Source organism: Aestuariivivens sediminicola (assembly GCF_022662015.1).
In the GTDB taxonomy this organism is placed as follows: Bacteria; Bacteroidota; Bacteroidia; order Flavobacteriales; family Flavobacteriaceae; genus Aestuariivivens; species Aestuariivivens sediminicola.
Genome location: NZ_JAKMCM010000001.1, coordinates 1,129,071 through 1,150,574 on the forward strand (window position 1 = coordinate 1,129,071; position 21,504 = coordinate 1,150,574).

18 protein-coding genes and 2 tRNA genes are annotated in these 21,504 nt (G+C 35.8%); 10 read left to right on the forward strand and 10 right to left on the reverse strand.

The window, feature by feature from the left end; translation table 11 throughout:
- Positions 1–9: 9 nt before the first annotated feature.
- Both glgA and lepA read right to left on the reverse strand, forming a co-directional pair.
- A complete protein-coding gene (gene glgA, locus MR041_RS04900; protein WP_242092465.1) occupies positions 10–1,212 on the reverse strand; it encodes a glycogen synthase in 1,203 nt (400 codons plus the stop codon).
- Between the two features lie 454 nt (positions 1,213–1,666).
- Positions 1,667–3,463: a translation elongation factor 4 gene (lepA, locus tag MR041_RS04905; RefSeq protein WP_242092466.1), complete on the reverse strand. Its 1,797-nt coding sequence runs from the start codon at positions 3,461–3,463 to the stop codon at positions 1,667–1,669.
- Between the two features lie 123 nt (positions 3,464–3,586).
- Between lepA and dusB the strand changes: the two genes are divergently transcribed.
- Positions 3,587–4,582: a tRNA dihydrouridine synthase DusB gene (dusB, locus tag MR041_RS04910; protein WP_242092504.1), complete on the forward strand. Its 996-nt coding sequence runs from the start codon at positions 3,587–3,589 to the stop codon at positions 4,580–4,582.
- 115 nt (positions 4,583–4,697) lie between these two features.
- Here dusB and MR041_RS04915 read toward each other — a convergent pair whose 3' ends face one another.
- Together MR041_RS04915 and rbfA are read right to left on the reverse strand one after the other, a co-directional pair.
- Positions 4,698–5,915 (reverse strand): ABC transporter permease, encoded by a 1,218-nt coding sequence (locus tag MR041_RS04915; protein WP_242092467.1) that lies wholly within the window; start codon positions 5,913–5,915, stop codon positions 4,698–4,700.
- The gene (rbfA, locus tag MR041_RS04920; protein WP_242092468.1) at positions 5,916–6,311 is read right to left on the reverse strand and encodes a 30S ribosome-binding factor RbfA; all 396 of its coding nucleotides are present in this window, start codon (positions 6,309–6,311) and stop codon (positions 5,916–5,918) included.
- Between the two features lie 76 nt (positions 6,312–6,387).
- Between rbfA and mce the strand changes: the two genes are divergently transcribed.
- From mce to MR041_RS15680, 3 genes are all read left to right on the forward strand, one after another.
- On the forward strand, positions 6,388–6,792 hold the full coding sequence (gene mce / locus MR041_RS04925; RefSeq protein ID WP_242092469.1) for a methylmalonyl-CoA epimerase: 405 nt from the start codon (positions 6,388–6,390) through the stop codon (positions 6,790–6,792).
- Between the two features lie 75 nt (positions 6,793–6,867).
- Positions 6,868–6,941 (forward strand) — tRNA-Ile (locus MR041_RS04930).
- A 238-nt stretch (positions 6,942–7,179) separates the two neighbouring features.
- Positions 7,180–7,482: an Arm DNA-binding domain-containing protein gene (locus tag MR041_RS15680; protein WP_422613560.1), complete on the forward strand. Its 303-nt coding sequence runs from the start codon at positions 7,180–7,182 to the stop codon at positions 7,480–7,482.
- Positions 7,483–7,535: 53 nt separating this feature from the next.
- On the opposite strand, the gene MR041_RS04935 is transcribed toward MR041_RS15680, so the two are convergent.
- Positions 7,536–8,135, reverse strand: coding sequence for a DinB family protein (locus tag MR041_RS04935; protein WP_242092470.1), 600 nt, complete (start codon positions 8,133–8,135; stop codon positions 7,536–7,538).
- A 173-nt stretch (positions 8,136–8,308) separates the two neighbouring features.
- On the opposite strand from MR041_RS04935, the gene MR041_RS04940 reads away from it, so the two are divergent.
- From MR041_RS04940 to MR041_RS04955, 4 genes are all read left to right on the forward strand, one after another.
- Positions 8,309–8,380 (forward strand) — tRNA-Arg (locus tag MR041_RS04940).
- A 454-nt stretch (positions 8,381–8,834) separates the two neighbouring features.
- A complete protein-coding gene (locus MR041_RS04945; RefSeq protein ID WP_242092471.1) occupies positions 8,835–10,223 on the forward strand; it encodes a T9SS type A sorting domain-containing protein in 1,389 nt (462 codons plus the stop codon).
- A 709-nt stretch (positions 10,224–10,932) separates the two neighbouring features.
- Entirely contained in the window at positions 10,933–11,688 is a 756-nt protein-coding gene (locus tag MR041_RS04950; protein WP_242092472.1) for a hypothetical protein, read from the forward strand.
- Between the two features lie 293 nt (positions 11,689–11,981).
- Positions 11,982–13,175 (forward strand): site-specific integrase, encoded by a 1,194-nt coding sequence (locus MR041_RS04955; protein WP_242092473.1) that lies wholly within the window; start codon positions 11,982–11,984, stop codon positions 13,173–13,175.
- Positions 13,176–13,221: 46 nt separating this feature from the next.
- Here MR041_RS04955 and MR041_RS04960 read toward each other — a convergent pair whose 3' ends face one another.
- The 3 genes from MR041_RS04960 to MR041_RS04970 all read right to left on the reverse strand — a co-directional run bounded on the left by MR041_RS04960 (position 13,222) and on the right by MR041_RS04970 (position 16,125).
- Entirely contained in the window at positions 13,222–13,941 is a 720-nt protein-coding gene (locus MR041_RS04960; protein WP_242092474.1) for a hypothetical protein, read from the reverse strand.
- A gap of 209 nt (positions 13,942–14,150) precedes the next feature.
- Entirely contained in the window at positions 14,151–15,227 is a 1,077-nt protein-coding gene (locus tag MR041_RS04965) for a serine hydrolase domain-containing protein (RefSeq protein WP_242092475.1), read from the reverse strand.
- Between the two features lie 163 nt (positions 15,228–15,390).
- On the reverse strand, positions 15,391–16,125 hold the full coding sequence (locus tag MR041_RS04970; RefSeq protein WP_242092476.1) for a DUF6090 family protein: 735 nt from the start codon (positions 16,123–16,125) through the stop codon (positions 15,391–15,393).
- A 513-nt stretch (positions 16,126–16,638) separates the two neighbouring features.
- Between MR041_RS04970 and MR041_RS04975 the strand changes: the two genes are divergently transcribed.
- Complete coding sequence (locus tag MR041_RS04975; protein WP_242092477.1) at positions 16,639–18,429, forward strand: TPR end-of-group domain-containing protein; 1,791 nt, start codon at positions 16,639–16,641, stop codon at positions 18,427–18,429.
- Between the two features lie 248 nt (positions 18,430–18,677).
- Here MR041_RS04975 and MR041_RS04980 read toward each other — a convergent pair whose 3' ends face one another.
- Together MR041_RS04980 and MR041_RS04985 are read right to left on the reverse strand one after the other, a co-directional pair.
- Positions 18,678–19,343: a hypothetical protein gene (locus tag MR041_RS04980; RefSeq protein ID WP_242092478.1), complete on the reverse strand. Its 666-nt coding sequence runs from the start codon at positions 19,341–19,343 to the stop codon at positions 18,678–18,680.
- A 356-nt stretch (positions 19,344–19,699) separates the two neighbouring features.
- Positions 19,700–20,194 (reverse strand): hypothetical protein, encoded by a 495-nt coding sequence (locus tag MR041_RS04985; protein ID WP_242092479.1) that lies wholly within the window; start codon positions 20,192–20,194, stop codon positions 19,700–19,702.
- Positions 20,195–20,213: 19 nt separating this feature from the next.
- Between MR041_RS04985 and MR041_RS04990 the strand changes: the two genes are divergently transcribed.
- Positions 20,214–21,386, forward strand: coding sequence for a site-specific integrase (locus MR041_RS04990; RefSeq protein WP_242092480.1), 1,173 nt, complete (start codon positions 20,214–20,216; stop codon positions 21,384–21,386).
- Positions 21,387–21,504: the final 118 nt, after the last annotated feature.

Consider the following 21,504-nt stretch of genomic DNA (forward strand, 5'->3'; position numbering starts at 1 on the left):
ATGTTGTTTTTATAATAATGATTTGTACAGTGATTCCACTTGCTTGGCAATGGCCACCCAATCGAAATAATCCTCAACGCGTTTTCTGCCATTTATAGCCATTTTATGCCGAAGGTTTTCATCCTGAATCAAAGTATTGATGCCCTGTGCCAAATCCCGTGAGAATTTATCCGGGTCTACGGGTTCGAAAGGGGCCTGTTTCTGTTGTTCCAAGGGAATGAGTAGTCCTGTTTCACCGGGAACAACAACTTCCTTTATACCGCCAACAGCACTGGCCACAACCGCTGTGTTGCAGGCCATGGCCTCAATATTAATGATACCAAAGGGTTCATAGATGGATGGACAGCAAAAGACATCGGCATGAGAGTACAGCTGAATAATTTCCTTTTTGGTCACCATTTTATCAATCCATATCACATTCTGGCGTGTTTTTTTCACCTCATGAACACTATCTTCCATTTCTTTTGCAATCTCAGGCGTATCAGGAGCCCCGGCACATAATACAATTTGCGTGTCCGGATCAATATATTTTATGGCATTGACCAGATGGATGATTCCTTTTTGTCTGGTTATTCTGCCTACAAATAGCACATAGGGTTTCGTTTTATCTACACCATAGGCATCAAGGGTATCAGCGTCTGTGGTCACCACGTACTCCTGCAGGTTTATACCGTTATAAATAACTTTAACCTTATCGGCGTCAACATTAAAATAGTTTAGCACGTCGACTTTCGTTTCTTCTGAGACCGCTATAATGGCATCGGCCATTTCAATAGCGGTTTTTTCGACCCAGGAGGAGGCGTCATAGCCCCTACCCAGTTGTTCCCTTTTCCAGGGGCGGAGGGGTTCCAAAGAATGTGTTGTAATCACCAGTGGCGTACCATAACACAATTTAGTCAGGATACCTGCAAATTGAGCATACCAGGTATGACAATGTACCACATCGGCATCTGTGGGATCCGCATTCATATGGATACAGGTGCTTAGGGTTTGAAGCACGGCTTTTAATTTTCCATCGGCCTTTTCGAAAACAGGGTTGTCGTAGGGAAAGCCCTTAATATTTAAATTATGACGGCTGTCATCCTGATCCCCAAAACAACGCACATCGACCTCAATGAGTTTTGAAAGTTCTTCTGCCAAATATTCAACATGAACTCCCGCACCTCCATAAACATATGGCGGAAATTCCCTGGTATAAAAAAGTGCCTTCATATAAAAAAATTAAATTATCTAATGACGCTATCCATCCAGATAATTCATCGGAGCCCATAGAACACCGCTAACAGGCATTACCAATGCGCCCAAGCTGATCGTAAATGCTATTTAAGAATCATTAAATAAATACCAAAAATCACAAATTTGTTAATAACAATAGCGGTTGAAAATTAAAATTAATGTTTAGGTGACATTAAATAAACATAATGATAATAAGCGTTTATTGCAGTTTTGGAAACTAAAATTAACTACTATGTGATAAACATACAAAATAATTATTAACAATTTTGCGGCCTTCCCATTTTTGCGAAAAATGAGGGAAATTTATGTTTGATGAGAATTATTGGTAATAATTTGAGTGATATCGCCAAAAACTTTAAACATATTCACAGAAGGCACCCGCTCAGAGTTCTTATCAATTCTAAAACAATGAAACAAGCAGGTAATTCATCTAGTCGTTTAGTTTCAATACCGCCATAAAAGCCTGTTGCGGTATTTCGACATTACCAACCTGGCGCATTCGCTTTTTACCTTTTTTCTGTTTTTCCAATAGCTTGCGCTTACGTGAGATATCTCCGCCATAGCATTTCGCAGTAACGTCCTTACGTAAGGCTTTTATGGTTTCCCTGGAGATGATTTTTGCACCAATAGCAGCCTGTACCGGGATATCGAATTGCTGTCTTGGGATAAGTTCTTTCAGCTTTTCACACATCTTTTTGCCGATGTGCTGGGCGTTATCGGCATGGATTAATGCTGAAAGCGCATCTACGGGTTGCGAATTCAATAATATATCGACCCGAACCAGTTTAGACGGTCGCAATCCAATGGGATGGTAATCGAAGGACGCGTAACCCTTTGATACCGTTTTTAAACGATCGTAAAAATCGAAAACAATTTCGGCCAGAGGCATATCAAAATTAAGTTCCACGCGATCCTGTGTCAGATAGGTCTGATTGGTAATCATACCTCTCTTTTCGATACATAAACTCATGACGTTCCCCACGAAATCGGCTTTTGTAATGATGGTTGCCTTAATGTAGGGCTCTTCGACCCTGTCCAGTGTTGAGGGATCGGGAAGGTCTGAGGGATTGTTTACTATGATGATATCGTCCGGTTCTTTTTTGGTAAACGCATGGTAGGACACATTGGGAACTGTGGTTATCACTGTCATGTCGAATTCGCGTTCCAAACGTTCCTGTATGATTTCCATATGGAGCATACCCAAAAACCCGCAACGGAATCCGAAACCTAAAGCGGCTGAACTTTCCGGTTGAAAGACCAATGAGGCATCATTAAGCTGTAACTTCTCCATAGAGGCGCGGAGCTCTTCATAGTCTTCGGTATCGACCGGATAAATACCGGCAAACACCATAGGTTTGACATCTTCGAATCCTGAAATTGCATTTTTAGTCGGATTTTTGGCATCGGTTATAGTGTCACCAACCTTAACCTCTTTGGCTTCCTTAATCCCTGTTATAACGTAACCGACATCACCGGCCTTAATTTCGTTTTTTGGTATCTGTTTTAATTTGAGGGTGCCCACCTCGTCGGCGAAATAGTTCTTTCCGGTGGCGATAAACTTAATGTGCTGTCCCTTTCTTATAGATCCGTTTATGACTCTAAAATAGGTTTCAACCCCTCGGAAGGAATTGTAAACAGAATCAAAAATCAAGGCTTGTAAGGGTTCGTCGGGATTGCCTTTTGGCGCGGGGATACGTTCAATGACGGCTTCCAGCACCTTGTCGACTCCAAACCCGGTTTTACCACTGGCATGAATCACCTCCTCAGGGCGGCACCCCAGTAAATCGACAATATCATCGGTGACCTCTTCAGGATTGGCACTTGGCAGATCCACTTTGTTCAACACCGGAATGATTTCCAAATCATTTTCCAAGGCCAGGTAGAGATTAGATATGGTCTGGGCCTGTATGCTTTGTGCGGCATCAACAATAAGTAAGGCGCCTTCACAGGCTGCTATAGACCGCGAAACTTCATAACTAAAATCGACATGACCGGGCGTGTCTATGAGGTTTAAAACATAATGTTCGCCTTTGTACACGTAATCCATTTGGATGGCATGCGATTTTATGGTAATTCCACGTTCGCGCTCCAAGTCCATACTGTCGAGCAGCTGGTCCTGTTTCTCACGATCGGTCACCGAGCCTGTAAAATCCAGCAAGCGATCTGCCAGGGTGCTTTTACCATGATCGATATGCGCAATAATGCAAAAGTTCCTAATATGTTTCATAAATGGATCTATCCCTAGATTGAGTTTGCAAATATAGCTGATTTTTTGTTCCAAGCTGTCAGCTTTTCAATTCCTGAACGGTCTTTTAAAGAAAAACCGTAATTTTGCGCCAAAATATTTGGACTGGTTAAAATAGACAACATAGAACTGCCGGATTTCCCTTTGCTTCTAGCGCCTATGGAAGACGTAAGCGACCCTCCGTTTCGTGCGCTATGTAAGGAACAGGGCGCCGATGTGGTCTACACGGAGTTTGTGTCTAGTGAGGGTTTGATTCGGAATGCTGCGAAAAGTGTCATGAAATTGGACATTTATGAAAAGGAGCGTCCCGTAGGGATACAAATATTTGGGGCCAATTTGGAGAGTATGCTGCGGACCATCGATATCGTGGAGCAGTCCAATCCTGATATTATCGATATTAATTTTGGTTGTCCGGTTAAAAAGGTGGTGAGTAAAGGCGCAGGAGCAGGTATATTGAAGGACGTATGCCTCATGGAAAAACTGACCGCCGAAATGGTCAAACGAACCAAATTACCCATTACGGTTAAAACGCGCCTGGGCTGGGACCATAATTCCATCCGGATTGTTGAGGTGGCAGAGCGTCTTCAGGATGTGGGCTGCAAGGCCATTGCCATTCATGGACGAACCAGGGCACAGATGTATAAGGGTCAGGCGGACTGGAGACCCATAGCTGAAGTAAAAAACAATCCACGCATGCACATTCCGGTGTTTGGAAATGGCGATGTAGACTCCCCGGAAAGGGCTATGGAAATGCGAGACACCTATGGACTGGACGGGGCCATGATTGGAAGAGCGAGTATAGGCAATCCCTGGTTTTTCAAACAGGTGAAACATTTTTTCAAAACAGGGGAACACCTAGCACCGGTAGCTTTGGAAGAGCGTGTTAATGCAGCACGCAGGCACTTGCAAATGGCTATTGACTGGAAAGGCGAGACCCTGGGTGTATTTGAAACCCGAAGGCATTATACAAATTACTTTAAGGGTATTCCACACTTTAAAGCATACCGTACCAAAATGGTAACCAGCGACCGACCTGAGGATGTGTTTGCAACCTTCGATGAGGTCCTTGACAAGTTCGCCGACCATCAATTTATCTCTTAAGAAGATTCCAGTGCAAGAGCGATAGCAGTGGCTAGCTTTTGTAAAACCACTGTTTTGGTTTTTCAAAACTAATAACGGATAGCGCGGTGAGCCGAAGGCGCACTTGCCCTGATCATCAGAAGTCCCTAACGAGCTGTTTTGTAATCCTGGCCGATGCTATTCTGGAAGCCAATACACCCAAAACGGTAATGGTGAAAAAGACAATAAAAACATTAATGATTTTTATGCGCACCGGATAGGGCAATGTGGGTGTTATGAACACTCTGAGTGCCATAGGGCCGTACAACTGGTTCAGGCTGAGAAGCAATCCGAACAGAATGCCGACAAGCCCTCCAATAATGCTCATCATACTGCCTTGAAAAAAGAAAATTTTGCGAATGTCCTTCACGGTCACGCCTAAATTAAAAAAGGTATTTAAAGAGGTCTTTTTATCCAGAATCATCATGATGATGGATCCAATGACGTTAAAAAGTGCTATGATGAGTACCAGTGTAAAGATGAGATATACCGCAAGGTTTTCCGTATTCAACATTTTATACAAGGCGTCGTTGAGTTGTGCCCTGTCCTTAATAACCACTTTACTTCCCAAAACCCCTTGTATTTGGTCTCTGACCACTGCGATATCGGCGCCTTCCCTGAGTTTAAATTCAATGGCTGAAATCTGATTGGGCTCATAATTTAACAGCCGTTGCGCCAGGCTTAACGGGGCAAACACATAGGTGTCGTTCAGTTTCTCATTGATTGAAAACACCCCAACGTTAACCGCATGGACTGTATTGAAAGCTTTTTCCGCGGAGGTTATCTGACCTTTTCCCGATTTGGGAACATACATACTTATGGCTTTGTTATAATCTAAAACCCCGAAAGACAGGTTAAACGAAATACCGGAACCCACAACAATCTGGTTTGTTTTATCCTGGAACCAGGTCCCCTGTTCCAAAATAGAATCGACCACATTCACCCTGGTAAAATTGTGGTCTACCCCTTTGATATAGGCACTGGGATAGGATTTGTTGTCCGACATGATAAACACGCGTTCCTCAACGATCATGGAATACACATCAACAGCCTCAATCTGGTTGAGACGTGCGGCTTCCTCTTCTGTTAGAAAATAGGATTTGCCAATGGCAGATGCTGCCTTAAGATCGGGATCTATAACTGTAGAAAATTGAAGGGTGAAGTCCTTTAATCCTGCAAATCCTGAGAGTACAATAAATAAAGCAGCAGCGCCTAAAATGACTCCAATAAGTGCAATAATGGTGATGATATTGATGGCATTATTACTGCTCTTGGAACGGAGATAGCGTTTGGCTATGTAAAGGGAGACATTCAATTATGATTTCTTTCTTTTTTCCAGGAGATCCGGGTTAGTTATAGGGTCTTCCTTTCCTTTAAGGGACTGTTCTATATTGTCTATGTACTCTAAAGAATCATCAATAAAAAATTCCAGTTGTGGCATACGTCTTAACTGGTGTTTGGTGCGTTGCGCCAATTCATGTCGTATAAATGATCTGTTGGACCTTATGCCATCAAGTATTTCGGAACCCTTGTTGTTCGGAAAGACACTGACATAGATTTTGGCCTGTGACAAATCGACCGTAACCTTAACCTTAGAAACAGAGATCAATACACCTCGCATACCACCATGCGTTGCCGCATGTTGCAATACTTCGGCCAGATCACGCTGCAGTACGGAGGCTATTTTCTTTTGCCTTTGACTTTCTTCCATAGTGCAAAAGTAAATGATATTTAAAGATTATTTACCTTTGGTATAGAAAATTTAGAACAATTACCCCTGGAATCAAATGAATAAAATAGAGCATATCGGGATAGCGGTTAAGAGTATGGAGGCATCTAACGAACTGTTTTCAAAATTATTCGGCACGCCGTGTTACAAAACAGAAACTGTGGAAAGCGAGGGGGTTAAAACCGCTTTTTTCCAAATCGGACCGAATAAAATTGAACTCCTGGAAGCGACGCGTACTGACAGTCCTATTGCCAGGTTTATAGAGAAAAAAGGGGAAGGGATTCACCATATTGCTTTTGATGTTGACGATATTGATGCGGAAATAAAGCGATTGAAGCATTTGGGGTTTACGGTTTTAAATGAAGTGCCAAAACGAGGCGCAGATCACAAGCTGGTCGCTTTTTTACACCCTAAATCTGCGAACGGTGTTCTAATCGAGTTATGCCAGGAGATAAAGGATTAAAAAACCTTGTAGAACTATAAAATATGTAGTAATATTGCACACTCTTTAAATGAGAGTGTTAGCAACATGTTAACAGGTCCTATAACTCAGTTGGTTAGAGTATCTGACTCATAATCAGAAAGTCCCTGGTTCGAGCCCAGGTGGGACCACCTTAAAGCCTAAATTACAAATGTAGTTTGGGCTTTTTTTATGTAGTAAACTTAACTATACATTCTAAATAACAGCATTGTATGCATTAATTGCATTTCGTCTTAAAATAACAACCTACCAAGGGCGGGTAAACTTGGCAAGGTTTTTCTTAAAAAAGGTTGCAATGGAGGTTGCAATCCAAACTAAAAAGGTTGCAGTTTTTCAACCTTAATTAATCAATCTAAAATTTAAAAAATAATGATCAAGCTAAATATACTTATTGTTATTACTTCTAGTAGGATTAGGAGGGATAATAAGGCTAGTCTAATCTGTAGAATTACATACGACAAGTCTAGAAAACAATTCTCTACAGGACTTTTCATCAACCCAAAACACTGGAATTCCAAACAACAATATGTTGAACCGCCAGAACCGGATGCAGAACTAAAGAACACACAATTGAGCCTTATAAAGATCAAACTTAGCCAGGCTTATAATTATTTAGGACACTTATATAAATTTATCAAATCACACCCAATTAAACTAGTGGTTACAGTTTAAACTTATGGTTTTTTGGTCTTTAGACTTGACTAAATTAACCTTGGATAGATTTATCACCACTTATCAAATTTTGATTTATCCGTTTTGTTAATCCTACTATAAGTTCCTCTGATCATTCTAATCTGATACAAATGACCATAAAAATGTGTAGAATGAATAGCTAAAATTGTTTTAAGGTCCACATCAGCTCTTTTATTATCGTAATCATTATAAAGATATTTGGATGGTCTATTTATTTGTTCTACTGTTAGGCCCTTAACCAACGAATCATACTTCTCATGGGCAATAGTAAACCTTGTTTTCATTTCTTCTAGTTTGTCCGCCTGAAAAGAAGTTGAAGGTTGATTTTTAATTAAGTATAAACCCTTATCTTCTATTGCATCACAAGACCATTCTTCAAACCAAATTAGATGACCAATAATCCAGCGGATGGAATTAGCCTCTTTATTAATTTTCCAATCAAGTTCTTTGTTTGAAATACCTTTTAAGATACCCCAAATCCATCTAAAAGAGTCATTGTCTAATTCTCGTAATAATTTAACTTGGGATAACAATTCTTGATTATTTTCGTATAGTATTTTTGGACTGAAGGCAAGCGAACAAAAGCCTGCAGCTGCGGACATTGATCCTAATAGAAATTCTTTTCTTTTCATTTTTAGTTGGATATTTTTTCTGATAAAAATCAAGTTTAGAAGTTAATAAATACCCCAATGGGTTTATTTGAAAAAATACAACTCCATGAGTAGCTTAAATAGTTCAAAAAGCTAGTAAAAATTGGTGAAATATCCCAAAAATTAGGTAAAAAAGAGGCTTTTTTAATTATAACGGCTCCATAGTTCAAGGGATAGAACAAAAGTTTCCTAAACTTTAGATCCAGGTTCGAATCCTGGTGAAGTCACTGTTTTAAAGACTTCTCAATTATTGACTTATCTTAATGGATAGGTCTTTTTTATTTTCTTCTATTTCAATATTACTGCATTGTATGCAATAGTTTCATTTTTGTGTAAAAAACAACTCATTTCAAACAAAAAAGATTTTTAAGAAAAAAATTTCATGGCTTTTTAATTTTTTGTGGATCTATTTTTTAGAAATGAACATGAAAATGCCCATTTTTTAAATTGTTTTTTTGCATATAGTTTGTACAGCCTGACTACTATTCCCACAGTTTATTATCTTCAGAGAAACGAACTATCATAGAATCCACTTGTTCAGACGTGTTCGACAAGGTAAGAAAAATTTTAAATTTGACTATTTCGCGTCAAAATCTTAAATTTAGGAAAGCATATTCAGTTGTGATGGGCCCAGGCACATACAATTTTCAAATAATTGTCGGATTTAAAATTCATTATTTTATGAAGAAATTAGCCATATTACCAATATTATTTCTGGCATATTCGACCTATAGTCAGAATGGTGGTGATACCTGTTCAACAGCAGTTCAGGTATTCCCGGGATCATACAGCAATACAACTATAAGCGGGGGCTCTAATGGTGCTGAAATGTCTGGTGGAGCGTCTTCTTCTTGGTTTTATTATGATGCCACAGAGGATGGAGTTATTTCAATCCGCTCATGCGTTGGAGATTCACAATGGTATTACCAACTTGAAGATACCGATCTGTATGTTGGCACTGGGAGCTGTGGTTCCTTGACTAGTTTGCCGTTGCGTGATGTACAGGGAACTTGGGATGATTTTGATGTTGTACAAGGTGAATACTGTAGTGTAGCTTCAAATATTCCCGTTGCGACTGGCACTAGATATTACATTGAATGGGCTGACACGTACAACCCTGGAAGTTTTGATTGGGAGCTTTCATTCGCTCCATGTAGACCAATATCATACAGTGCTTCGGTAATGGACGATTGTTTAAACGATCAATTCACAATTAGCATAAATGTTTCAGATCTCGGGACGGCGTCAAATTACACAATAGCCAACAGTTATAATGCTAATGTCACAAATATTAACTCTACCGGCAATTATGTAGTTGGTCCTTTTCCCGACATCGTGCTGGTAACTCTAGACTTTGTACACGACAGTAATTTTAATTGTGATATATCGGACACACCATATTTTTCAGGATGTGTGCCTTCAAATGACGACTTTGCAAATGCCATTGCAGTCACAGAAGGAACATATTATGGAAATACCACGAATGCAACTATTGATGAAGCTACAGCTCCTATATATTTGCCAGAAGATCTTATCATAGATGCCCCTAATACCTGGTATACCTACACTGGATCTGGTAATGCAGAATCAGTCACTGTAAGTTTGTGTGGATCATACTATGATACGTCACTAATTGTTTATACTGGAACATCGGGTAATTTAACACCGGTATATGGAAATGATGATTTTTGCGGCCTTCAATCCCAGATAACCTTTACATCTGATGGAATTACCACATATTATTTTACTGTGGAGGGATTTGATGTAGATAGCTTTGGTATTTATTCATTTTATTTTGGTACCGCAACATTGGGGCTTGAAGAAGAATTAGATCAACTAACATTTAAATTGTCACCTAATCCAGTAAATACCCGTTTAAATTTTATTTTACCCGGAAGCTATTCTAATATGCAATACGAAATTTTTGATATTATGGGTAAACGAATCGATAATGCATCATTCATAAATTCAAGACATAGCATAGACGTCAATGCGCTTAGTAAAGGAATTTACCTGTTCAAAATTATTTCAGATGAACGTGTCTTTTTAAAGCGGTTTATAAAAAACTGAATCCAGTCAAAAGTTGGATTAAGTTAAAAGTTCATATGTCAAAAGTATTAGGATATACTTATGGGATGCCATTGGAGAGTTTCTATTTGTGATAATAGGTATTTTTCTGGCATCAGAGGTTAATAATTAGAATGAGGTAATGATTAAATTCTTCAGTAAAATGTCTTAAATTCAATTAACTCGAACTTTTTAAGCATTTTAGAAATTAGATGGCGTTTTAGTTTTACCCTTTTGGAATAGAATTCACCCTACTGCAAGTGAGAAGTCAAAGGTGGGACCACCTTAAAGCCTAAATTACATTTGTAGTTTGGGCTTTTTTTTGGACACAACTGGGCGAGTTTACCATCCTTTAGCAGACTACCTGTCCTGCTGTAAGAAGGAAGCTAAGGTCGTTAAGATTGATGAAGGCCTCTTTGTAGCGATTATATAATAGCGTTATTACACTGAACGCAGTCGAAGTGTTGTTTCAGCATCCAAGAATAAGTTTAAAGGATTTACGTAACTGTAAATCCTTTTTTATTTGCAGTTTATAGCAGATGGACGCTAAAATGGTGACACGATCCTGTCACTTTTCAATACAATATGAATTATTACTATATTAGAGGAAAATAAACCTTATGGATAATAACAGCATGGTGTTTCTCCATAATTTAGGCTCCAATACATAGGTAGTTCAACCAAAAAAACGATTTAATTAAAATTATACAGAATGAAAAAGTTATACCCATATGCACATTGGTGGCTCTTATTGGGATTTATTATCGTAATAGCAGGTTTTATACCATCATATTGGACAAAAGACCTTGCTTCATTTAATCTTTCCGTACATATTCATGGCCTTTCTGCCACCTTATGGTTTATCATTTTGATATTACAGCCCCTGTTTATCAACTTGGAAAAATATAGAACACATCGCTTTTTTGGATATACTTCCTTAATAATAGCTACCGTTGTAGCTGCTAGTGCCGCTGTGGTAACACCTCATAACATAACTATTAATTATGGAGATCCTAACCTATCATTTATGATCTACTATGTGGATTTAATAATGGTCGCCGCCTTTGTGTTTTTTATTATGATGGGTATTCATCATCGTAAAAATATGCAACTTCATTCGCGATATTTGGTTTGCACAGTTTTTATCCCAATACAGCCCGCTTTGGTGAGGTTGCTCATTTACTCAGGCCTTGGATTTGAAATGGCATTACAACTTGGCAATGCTATAATTGTAGCAGCAATTTCATTAATGATCTGGGATGATTATAAAAAAGGGAGAATCTACCCACCTTATTTATTGGCATATATAATAATATTATCCATGGGTATTACATTTCACTTCGTAGGATGCTCTAATTGGTGGCAAAATCTTATAGAGAATAACAGTGTATTATTTGTTTGGATTATACTTCTTGGTCTTATTTCAACCACTTTAATTTTTTTAAAGAAAAAAAGTAAAACTCAGTGAAAGCTAGGCTTTTTTTGGACACAACTGGACGAGTTTACCTGTTGATGGCAGGAGGTTTATCCCGCTGCAAGCGGGAAGCCAAAGGTGGGACCACCTTAAAGCCTAAATTACATTTGTAGTTTGGGCTTTTTTTATGCAGTAAACTTAACTACATATTATAAATAACTGCATTGTATGCATTATGTGCATTTTGTATTAAAATAACAACTTACCAAAGGCAGGTAAACTTGCCAAGTTTTTCAACAAAAAAAGTACCCCATTAGGTACCCCAAAATATTTAAAATTTAATAATTATGAAATTAAACATTCTCTTCTTAGTCAGAAAGACTAAGCTAAATAAAAAGGGTGTATGTCCTATTCGTTGTAGGATAACATACAATAAAAAGAGAAGTCAATTCTCCACAGGACTCTTCATAAACCCGAAACACTGGAACAATAAACAACAATATGTTGAACCACCAGAACCAGATGCAGAACTAAAGAACACACAGTTAAGCCTGATTAAGACCAAACTTAGTCAGGCTTTTTTAATGCTCCAGGTTAAGGAAGAAACCTTTCCGGTAGAGGACATATACCTACTATACAAGGGAGAAAAAACCCAAAAGGAGCAAGGAGTCCTTGAAGCATTCAAACGATATCTGGAGTCCTTAAAAAAGCTTATAGATATTGATATACAACGAGGAACTTGGGTGAAATTTGACTATACCCATAAACATGTAAAAGCATTTATAAAACACAAGTATAATCGCAATGATTACCCTTTAAGTAAATTGAATTTACAGTTTCTGGCTGATTTTGAATATTATCTAAAAACAGAAAAAAACTTGGGTCAAGCTACCATTAACAAGATGATACAGCGGTTTAGAAAGCCTATTAGGATTGCTGTGGCTGAAGGTCATTTGGATAGGGACCCATTTATGCTGTACAAAGCTAAAAGAACCAGGAACAGCATTGTGTTTCTGTCTCCTGAAGAACTTCAAAAACATGAAAAGCATGAATTCTCACAGCCCAGATTGAAATTTGTAAAGGACTTGTTTGTGTTTTGTTGCTATACGGGTTTGCCATACAGGGAACTTATGGATTTGAAGCCCATACATATAGTGAAGGGATTTGATGGCAATAGGTGGATTGAGATAAAAAGGCAAAAGACATCTAAAGCTTTATCCATTCCTCTTTTACCTAAAGCTGAAGCTATATTAGATAAGTATTTAATTGATGAAAAGTATGTTTTTCCAAGGATAAGCAACCAAAAATATAATTCTTATCTCAAAGAAATTGGAGTTATAGTAGGCTTTGATAAAAAACTGACCACTCACATGGCAAGAAGAACCTTTGCAAGTACTGTTTTGTTGTATAATGATGTACCAATGGAGATTGTAAGTGAACTGTTAGGTCATTCCAGTATTAAGATAACTCAGGATAGTTACGCAAAAGTGATGAAGAAGAGAATTAGTTTGGAGATTAATAGGTTGAAGGGGAGTGGTTAGCTCCTCTTTGGTTTTAGCAATGGATTGTTGGTGTTGTTGTAGCCTGTTACTTTTTAACGCTTGTAGATATTTTCTGGATTAATTCTTCAGCCTTAATTCTTAGTTGCAATATCACCTCTTTATTTCCTATGAGAGCATGGTTCACCCAGTAAGTTCTGCTTTCTAATTCTTTATAATGATCTGAAGAAGGATCAAGCAACCAATCCCAATCCATATGTTCCAAATTTACCTGGTAGCTTAATCTAATTATTCTGTTAATGCCGTCACCCTTCATGCTAGCAAGTATGTATCCATATAATTCTTGATTATCTCTGTTCCTTTTACCAGCATGAACATTTGCATATTCATAATATTCACTAATCTTATGAGATAAATTTTCGGAATGCAATTTGTAAACAGCACCTGTATTTAGCATCTCATCAAATGTGATCCTATTTACTGTAATATCATATAAACTTGCTTGTCCTACCAAATAATCCTCTATTGATGAAATTGAATTTGTTGATCCAGAATGTAATAGATTAATAATTTTCTCCGATTGCTCTATCCATGACGTATAAATACTGTCCATTTCTAGAAATCTGTTCACATCTGCATTTAGTTCTATTCTTAGTTTATTGAGGAGCTTTTTTTGTTGTCCTTGTTCTTTCCTTTGATCATTCCAATTATTAAGTATGAAGGCTCCTAAAATACCAATCACTATCACAATTAACTCCAGCAAATATTCCGCCCATTTCAATCTTATTGTATCAAGGATTTTCTTCATAACCTAGAGAATGACCACCAACTTAGGGGTAATCACATTGTGTTTATTTCCAATATGTTTATCTAAAGATACATATTTTTTGAAAGGAGAATTAGTTTGGAGGTAAACAAATTAAAGGGGAGTGGATAGCTTCTCTTTAATTTTGAAAAATGGATGATATCAATGTTATAGCCTGTTGATTTATAGGTTGAACAAGAATCTTTCTAAAATTAATTATCAACAATTGAAAGTAATTCCTCTAATAAATCAATGTCTTCCTTTGTATCAAACCAACTTTGTTTGAAATGTTGAGCTATTAGGATTATTGTATTGCTTTTAGGATTGATTAATATAAATTGGTCACCTGCTCCATAAGCAGCAAAATATATTTTTTCATTTGCTTCCATTATCCACCATAAATATCCATAACCTATCTGATTTACTTTATGTCCGGTAAGTAAAAAGTTCTCATCTGTATCAGCATAATTTTTTAAGCTTTTTTCTGTCCAAAGTGTATCTAGTATTTGCACATTGTTTACGTTGCCTTTCTGAAGGTATAGCGTTCCCAGTCTGGCTAAATCTCTTGGTGTAAAATAGGTGCCACTTCTTCCTGAATAGTAGCCTTCTTCCTTTTGCCAATATGCACAATTTATTTCCAGGGGCCTGAATAAATACGTCTCGGCATATTCTCTGATAGAATGGTTAGTTGCCTTACTAATTATGGCCGATAACATATGTGGAAGTGCGTTGTAATATAAAAATTTGTCACCTGGTTTTGATTCAACTGGAGCTTTTAAAAGGGCATATTTAATACTAGGATTCCACCACTTATCAGGATGAAGCCCTCCAGACATAGTTAACAAATGTTTTATGGTTATATTGTTTTTCCTGTCATCATTTATCTTATCAACATATTCAGGGAAATATGCCATTATTGATTCGTTTTCAGATTGAATTAATTTTTGTTTAATAGCAATCCCTATCAAGGCTGATGTTATACTTTTTGTCACTGAAAAAGTATTGAATGCAGAGTACTTGTCACACCCTTTATAATACTTTTCCAGTATTAGCTTATTATCCTTTATCACTAAAACACTTTGTAAATTCTCCCATTCCGATATTTTGCTTAAAAAAGTATCTAATTTATCTTTTTCAATATTATGATTTCCAATTGATTCAGTTTCCCAATTATAAGGTTCATATGGAACTCTAATAGTTTCGTTTACCTTTAATTCGTCATAATTTTGAGAAGATAAGTTCAAGAACAATTGCAATAAAATCAAAGTAAAAATAAATGTAAGTTTCATTTGTATTATTATTTATACAAGGGATTTATTTAATAGGCTACAACGGTATGGCTAAGATTCCTAAAGATACAGATTTTGTGGAATGGAGGATGAGCTTAGAGATTAATAGATTAAAGAGGAGTGGATAGCTCCTCATTGAATTATAATGATGGATTGTATTTTATTAAAAACACTTATTATAATCTGTTTTCTTTTGTTCACTGTCAATGTCATTTATGATTTCAATTATTTCATGTTTCATTAAAAGCAGGTGATTACAGTAGGTATTAATGTATTCCCAAAAATTAGCCAGATCTAGATTTAACTTTTCATTGTCGCCCTTATATAAGTTATTATAGTTCCATTGAGCTTTTTCAATTGCATATTGCCAGACTATTTTATTTTGTCTTTCCTTCATTGTGCCATATACATTATTTATTCTGATCAGCCACTGTTCATAGAAAGACTGAATCTTCTCAAACAGCATTTCATTTTTTATTATACCAGATTTTCCATCAGCTATTAGTGAACTGTAAGTTCCTTTGGTTGATTGAAAAGAAAGACTTCTTTTGAATAAATTTGCGAGCGGAAAACCTGCTGTGTCAATGTTTTTAATAACAAATTCAGAATCCAATTCCATTGTAGGTTCTATGGATTTCATTATGTTTAAACCATCAACATATAATGAAATGATGTAATCAATATTTTTCACATCCTTATTCAAGTCTCTGTATATGCCCTTGAGATATTTCATTTCTAAATTACTCAGTTTTCTTTCTTCATTCCAATTGTTAATTGAGAGTGCAATTAAAATACCCACAACAACTAGAACAATTTCTCCGATTGCATATTTCAGGTACTTACCAGTCTTGCCTTCCAAGAGTAAATTTTGTCTAATTTTTCTAAAGAACTTTATCATTGGTTGGATTAAACAATACAGAAAGATAAGGAAAATGTAAATAAGAGAGAAGAGAAGAAAACATCATTTATTGCAAAAATTGAACTAATAACTTAATTTTAAGCCTAACTGGTAAACATGCTTTGACTACATACACCCGTCCAGACCAGGACCGAGCTTTAAAAAAATATCCTGTGGATGTTTTTAGCGATGGGGCCAGTTGGCGCGCTGGCATAAAATGTTGTGTTGTTCCTGATGAAATATTCAGGACGTAGTGAAAGTCAAGCTTTGCTTGGCAATCCAATGAGAAGCTTTCCTTTTTTCTTTTTAAGAAAATCGGGATGCTTTTTTGTTTTAGGGGGTTATTTCTTTTTATGAGGCACCCGTATTTTAACTTATCAAAGTAATTCTAGGAATATCTCTACCGATTTATTTGGAAGGTTATTTGTCGTAATCTTAATGGTAATTACCTAATTAAATCAATTATAAAATTTTTCATAATATTCTTATTATCTTTAGCATAAAGACTTTTAAATGAAAGGTTTTTGGGAAGAATTAAAACGCAGAAATGTGATTAAATCAGCAATAGCCTATGTGGTTGTTGCATGGGTGTTGTTGCAGGTTTTGTCAATAGTTTTACCGGCTTTGGGCGCTCCTGAATGGGTAATGAAAACCGTATTATTATTAGTGCTTCTTTGTTTCCCATTATGGCTTCTCTTCTCTTGGGCTTATAATATTTCATCTAATGATATCAAATCATCAGAGAATAGTCAAACTGAAAGTTTAAAAATTAAAAATCGTTTAAATAGTGTTATCATAGGAGCATTGTCAATTGCAGTTGCAATACTTCTTTTCAAGAATATTAATGATAATAATAGTGATAAGGATAATGATTCGGCAGAAAATTTGAGAACTATATCATTAGCGGTATTACCCTTTGAAGATCTAAGTCAGAATAATGATCAGGAATATTTTTCAGATGGAATAAGCACAGAACTTAATAGTTTATTAGTAAAGATGAAAGTTTTAAAAGTGATTGACCCAAGATCTTCTTTTTCATTTAAGGGGAAAAATGTCACTATAAGGGAAATTGCTGAACAGTTAAATGTGACCCATGTACTAGATGGAAGTGTGAGGAAAAGTGGTGAAAAAGTGCGCGTAGTTGTTCAACTAATTGATGCTGATAATGGCACAAGTGTATGGAATCATACGTTCAATAGGGAGATGGGTGAAATATTTTCATTGCAGGATGAGATTGCAAAGGCAGTTATTGATGAGTTAAAGATTGTTCTTGGAAGCGAGTCTAACAGACAATTTAATCAGAGACCAACAAGCAATATTGAAGCATACAATTTTTATTTAGAAGCTTTATACTATATTAATTTATCTGGATTTGAAAATGTTAATAAAGCGCTAGCTTTATTAGAGCAAGCCATTAATTTAGATTCCAATTTTGCCAATGCTTATGCACTTCTCGCAAAAACTTATATACTTAATAATATTGATTTGGAATTCAAGGAGGAATGGAACAGGAAAGCCTATGTGGCTATTCAAAAAGCATTAACACTGGACCCTAATTTAGCAGAAGTTTATGTTGCTAGAGGTATGTGGTATTGGTCTCCTAATAATAATTTTGACCATGAACATGCTATAAGAGATTTTAACAAAGCTATTGAGTTGAATCCTGGGCTTAGTTCGGCATATCAGTCGTTATTATTGGTTCAATTACATATTGGATTACTAGATTATGCCTTGAAGTCGGGTGAAATGGGGTTGAATTTAGATCCAACAAACACATGGTTAAAACATTTCGTTGGACAAGTTTATTATTTTAAAGGAGATTACGATAATGCTCTAAAAATGTATGAAAGTATTCCTTATCAATTTATCCCTTTCTTTAGAATAGCCCTTACAGCTCAAACCCTTAATTATAAAGGAGAAATTGATGAAGCTATAGAAATGGTTGAAAAGGGGTTGTTAGAATACCCAAATGAACCACAACTTAATAGTACTTATGCTATTTTTCTTGCTACTAAAGGACAAGAGCAAAAAGCCTTGGAATATATGCAAAACGCCTTAAATAACCAGACTTTACTTAGACACGTTCATCATCTTTATCATAATTTTGCGAGTATCTCAGCCTTGTTAGGTAATAAGGAGGAGGCTTTATATTGGTTGAATAAAGCTGCAGATTCTGGAATGCCATGTTACCCATTATTTAAAAATGATCCCAATTTAAATAGTCTTGATGGATATAAACCATTTGAAGAATTCTTAAATAAATTAATTGCTGAACGTAATTATTATAAGAATTTGTTTAATTAAAATTATTTTTAAAAAAGAGTATTGTTACCTTGTCCTAAGGTTATAAAAGTTATGTTGTTTACGCCGGACGCGTGACTAAGTGAAAACCCAGTAAAACGGGTTGTCCAATGAGAAGCTTTCCTTTTTTCTTTTTAAGAAGATTGGGATGCCTGCCTTTCTGCAGACAGGCGTTTTTGTTTTAGTGGGTATTGAAAAAAATAAGGTCATATAGAATAATTATATGACCTAAATTAAAAGAAGTTATTTAATTAGTGCAGTTGAACGGATTGATGCATTATTGTTGCGAAAAAATCGTCTTCTATTTTATCCCAATTAAACATGAGTCTGGCTTGAAATCCTTTGCGTTTATTGTCAACTGGACTGTATAGTAAGCCTGCTGCTTTAATTGAGTATGCATTATTATTCTTACTGTCATTAAGGAATGCATTATAATCATTGTCATTATAGTTATAATGAGCCATTCCTTCCGCTAAGAGTTCAGAACCTAAAATAAAATCACAAAATGGAGAGATACGATCCCAGGTGCCTTTAAAAACAATAACATTAACCAGTCCTTGTTGATTAGTAATAATTCTAAACTCATTGGAGTTATTGTTAATAAACTGTGCTGGTACTTGGTCAAAAAGCTCCCAAGAAAAATTTCCATTGCATATTTCTAATTGATTTTCATAAGTAATTCCAATGAGGGCGGTAAGATTTGTTTTTGTATCATAAATAAGAAAAGACCAGACGCCATCACTGGTTCTAATAATAAATGGTCCTGATTGTTCGGGAGCATTAGCAATGCCTTTAGCATTAACCTTAGATAATTCAGCTTCATTTTTCAGGACATTTATGTCCTGTAATGGTTCATTTGTACATGCCGTTGCAAGTAGTGCAATGCATACGTAGATAGAAATAATTTTAGATTTCATGATTTGATTGTTATCTTAAAAATTAAATAAGCAAACAGGTATTAAGACCTTATTGAGTTCATCCAAAACACTGTATCAGGAAGTTTAGTGTAAACTGGAGAGCAAAAATGATTTTAGGGGACCAGTATTAGTAACGAAAAGAGGCTAACCTATTGAGGGTTAAGCATATAAATATAATGAATTAATTTTAGATAGAGGTATTTTTTCTTAATTATTTATCAGGAAATTTTTGTCATAAAATGTAAGATTTTTAATAATCCAATGAGAAGCTTTCCTTTTTTCTTTTTAAGAAAATCGGGATGCTTTTTTGTTTTAGGGGGTTTTGTTTGGTGTGCATTAAGGTGTGGGCTTTTATCCTAAGGTGTGCATAAAAAATAATTCCAAATCCTTTCAACTAAAGGAGATAGTAATAACGCTAAAATTGATATAATCATAGCAATAATTGAAATCGTATAAGCCTGTTGGGCATTCTCTCTAGCCTCTCTTAATTCATAAAAATCTAATAACCTTTTATCACCTTCACCGTTTAAAAAATATTTTTCTTCAATTGTAAACTGGTTAAATGTAAGTTCAATACTGGACACATCATATTTACCAGGATTTAATTCCTCTTTAAAAGAAATATAAAATTTACCAATAACTCCTAGATCTTTAGTAGGACTAGTTCCAATTTGAGTACTAGACCAATAATGGGTGTCCAAAACAAATTTGAAGAATGAAATTAATGATTCAGCATTAAACTTTGTTTTAAAGGTTGTTTCAATATAATCACGTAACTCTTTAAATGTTACTCCATCAAATGGTTTTTTAGAGCTATACTCTAAAGCTTTTAAATAATGACTTTCTTCCATAAACTAAAATATTAAAAATATGAAAACACGATTTTTTATTATACTCAGTAGACTCAACAAAATAGGCAAATCTGCAGTAAAATGCAGAATAACTTATAAACATAAACGTAAGGAATTCTCTACAGGATTGTTTATAACTCCTAAGTATTGGAAAAGTAAAAATCAAAAAGTAGTACCTCCAGAACCGGATGCGGAACTAAAGAACATGCAATTAAGCCTGATTAAGACCAAACTTAGTCAGGCTTTTTTATTTCTACAGGTTAAGGGGAGTGATTTTACTGTAGATGATATCTATAAACAATACAAAGGTGAGACCCCTAAAAAGGAGTTTGGAGTGATGGAAGTCTATAACCTGCATAGTGACAGAATAAAGAAGCTAATTGGTATAGATATACAATATGTGACCTATTCTAAATACATTGAATCTGGAAGACATTTACAGTCTTTTATTAAGCATAAATTTAAGGCAAAAGACATCCAATTAAAGGCTCTTAAAAGTAGTTTTTTGGAGCAATATGAATATTTCCTTAAAGTAGAAAAGAAGTTCCAGCAGAGCACCTTAAATAAGGCTATACAGCGCTTTAGAAGGGTTATTAGGTATGCTGTGGCAGAGGATTATCTGGCTAAAGACCCCTTTATGTTGTATAGAGCTAAAAGGGTTAAAAAAGAAGTGTTATTTCTATCACCAGAACAGCTTAAAAAACTGGAGGAGACAGACTTTTCAATAAAGAGAATCCAACAGATTAAAGATATGTTTGTGTTCTGCTGTTATACTGGATTAGGCTTTAAGGAAATGGTGAATTTAAAAAAGTCTCATTTTACTTTAGAGTTTGATGGTGAACTGTGGATTACTGTGCATAGGAATAAGACTAAAAGAATCTATAAAGTACCATTATTACCTAAAGCCAAAGAGATAAAGGATAAGTATGATAATGTAACTAATGAATATGTTTTTCCAAGTATATCAAATGCTCATTTTAATGGGTATTTAAAAGAGATTGCAGATGTTGTGGGGATAGAGTTTAACTTGACCCATCATATAGCTAGAAAGACCTTTGCAAGCACCGTTTTATTGTATAATAATGTGCCTATGGAAGTTATTAGTAGATTACTTGGACACAGTAAACTACAGACTACACAAGATAGCTATGGAAAGGTGGTTGAGAAGAGGATTAGTTTGGAGTGTATGTAGTCAAAGCATGTTTACCAGTTAGGCTTAAAATTAAGTTATTAGTTCATTTTTTGCAATAAATGATGTTTTCTTCTCTTCTTGATTGTTTTAATTTTAATTATCTCTCTTTGTTTTAATA

What these genes read in the sequence shown, in the direction of transcription:
- MR041_RS04970 (WP_242092476.1), bottom strand. Translation starts at nt 16,125, where the DNA reads ATGATAAAGTTCTTTAGAAAAATTAGACAAAATTTACTCTTGGAAGGC.
- MR041_RS04945 (WP_242092471.1), top strand. Translation starts at nt 8,835, where the DNA reads ATGAAGAAATTAGCCATATTACCAATATTATTTCTGGCATATTCGACC.
- MR041_RS04975 (WP_242092477.1), top strand. Translation starts at nt 16,639, where the DNA reads ATGAAAGGTTTTTGGGAAGAATTAAAACGCAGAAATGTGATTAAATCA.
- MR041_RS04955 (WP_242092473.1), top strand. Translation starts at nt 11,982, where the DNA reads ATGAAATTAAACATTCTCTTCTTAGTCAGAAAGACTAAGCTAAATAAA.
- MR041_RS04980 (WP_242092478.1), bottom strand. Translation starts at nt 19,343, where the DNA reads ATGAAATCTAAAATTATTTCTATCTACGTATGCATTGCACTACTTGCA.
- lepA (WP_242092466.1), bottom strand. Translation starts at nt 3,463, where the DNA reads ATGAAACATATTAGGAACTTTTGCATTATTGCGCATATCGATCATGGT.
- MR041_RS04960 (WP_242092474.1), bottom strand. Translation starts at nt 13,941, where the DNA reads ATGAAGAAAATCCTTGATACAATAAGATTGAAATGGGCGGAATATTTG.
- MR041_RS04985 (WP_242092479.1), bottom strand. Translation starts at nt 20,194, where the DNA reads ATGGAAGAAAGTCATTATTTAAAAGCTTTAGAGTATAGCTCTAAAAAA.
- rbfA (WP_242092468.1), bottom strand. Translation starts at nt 6,311, where the DNA reads ATGGAAGAAAGTCAAAGGCAAAAGAAAATAGCCTCCGTACTGCAGCGT.
- MR041_RS15680 (WP_422613560.1), top strand. Translation starts at nt 7,180, where the DNA reads ATGATCAAGCTAAATATACTTATTGTTATTACTTCTAGTAGGATTAGG.
- glgA (WP_242092465.1), bottom strand. Translation starts at nt 1,212, where the DNA reads ATGAAGGCACTTTTTTATACCAGGGAATTTCCGCCATATGTTTATGGA.
- MR041_RS04990 (WP_242092480.1), top strand. Translation starts at nt 20,214, where the DNA reads ATGAAAACACGATTTTTTATTATACTCAGTAGACTCAACAAAATAGGC.
- MR041_RS04965 (WP_242092475.1), bottom strand. Translation starts at nt 15,227, where the DNA reads ATGAAACTTACATTTATTTTTACTTTGATTTTATTGCAATTGTTCTTG.
- mce (WP_242092469.1), top strand. Translation starts at nt 6,388, where the DNA reads ATGAATAAAATAGAGCATATCGGGATAGCGGTTAAGAGTATGGAGGCA.
- MR041_RS04950 (WP_242092472.1), top strand. Translation starts at nt 10,933, where the DNA reads ATGAAAAAGTTATACCCATATGCACATTGGTGGCTCTTATTGGGATTT.
- MR041_RS04935 (WP_242092470.1), bottom strand. Translation starts at nt 8,135, where the DNA reads ATGAAAAGAAAAGAATTTCTATTAGGATCAATGTCCGCAGCTGCAGGC.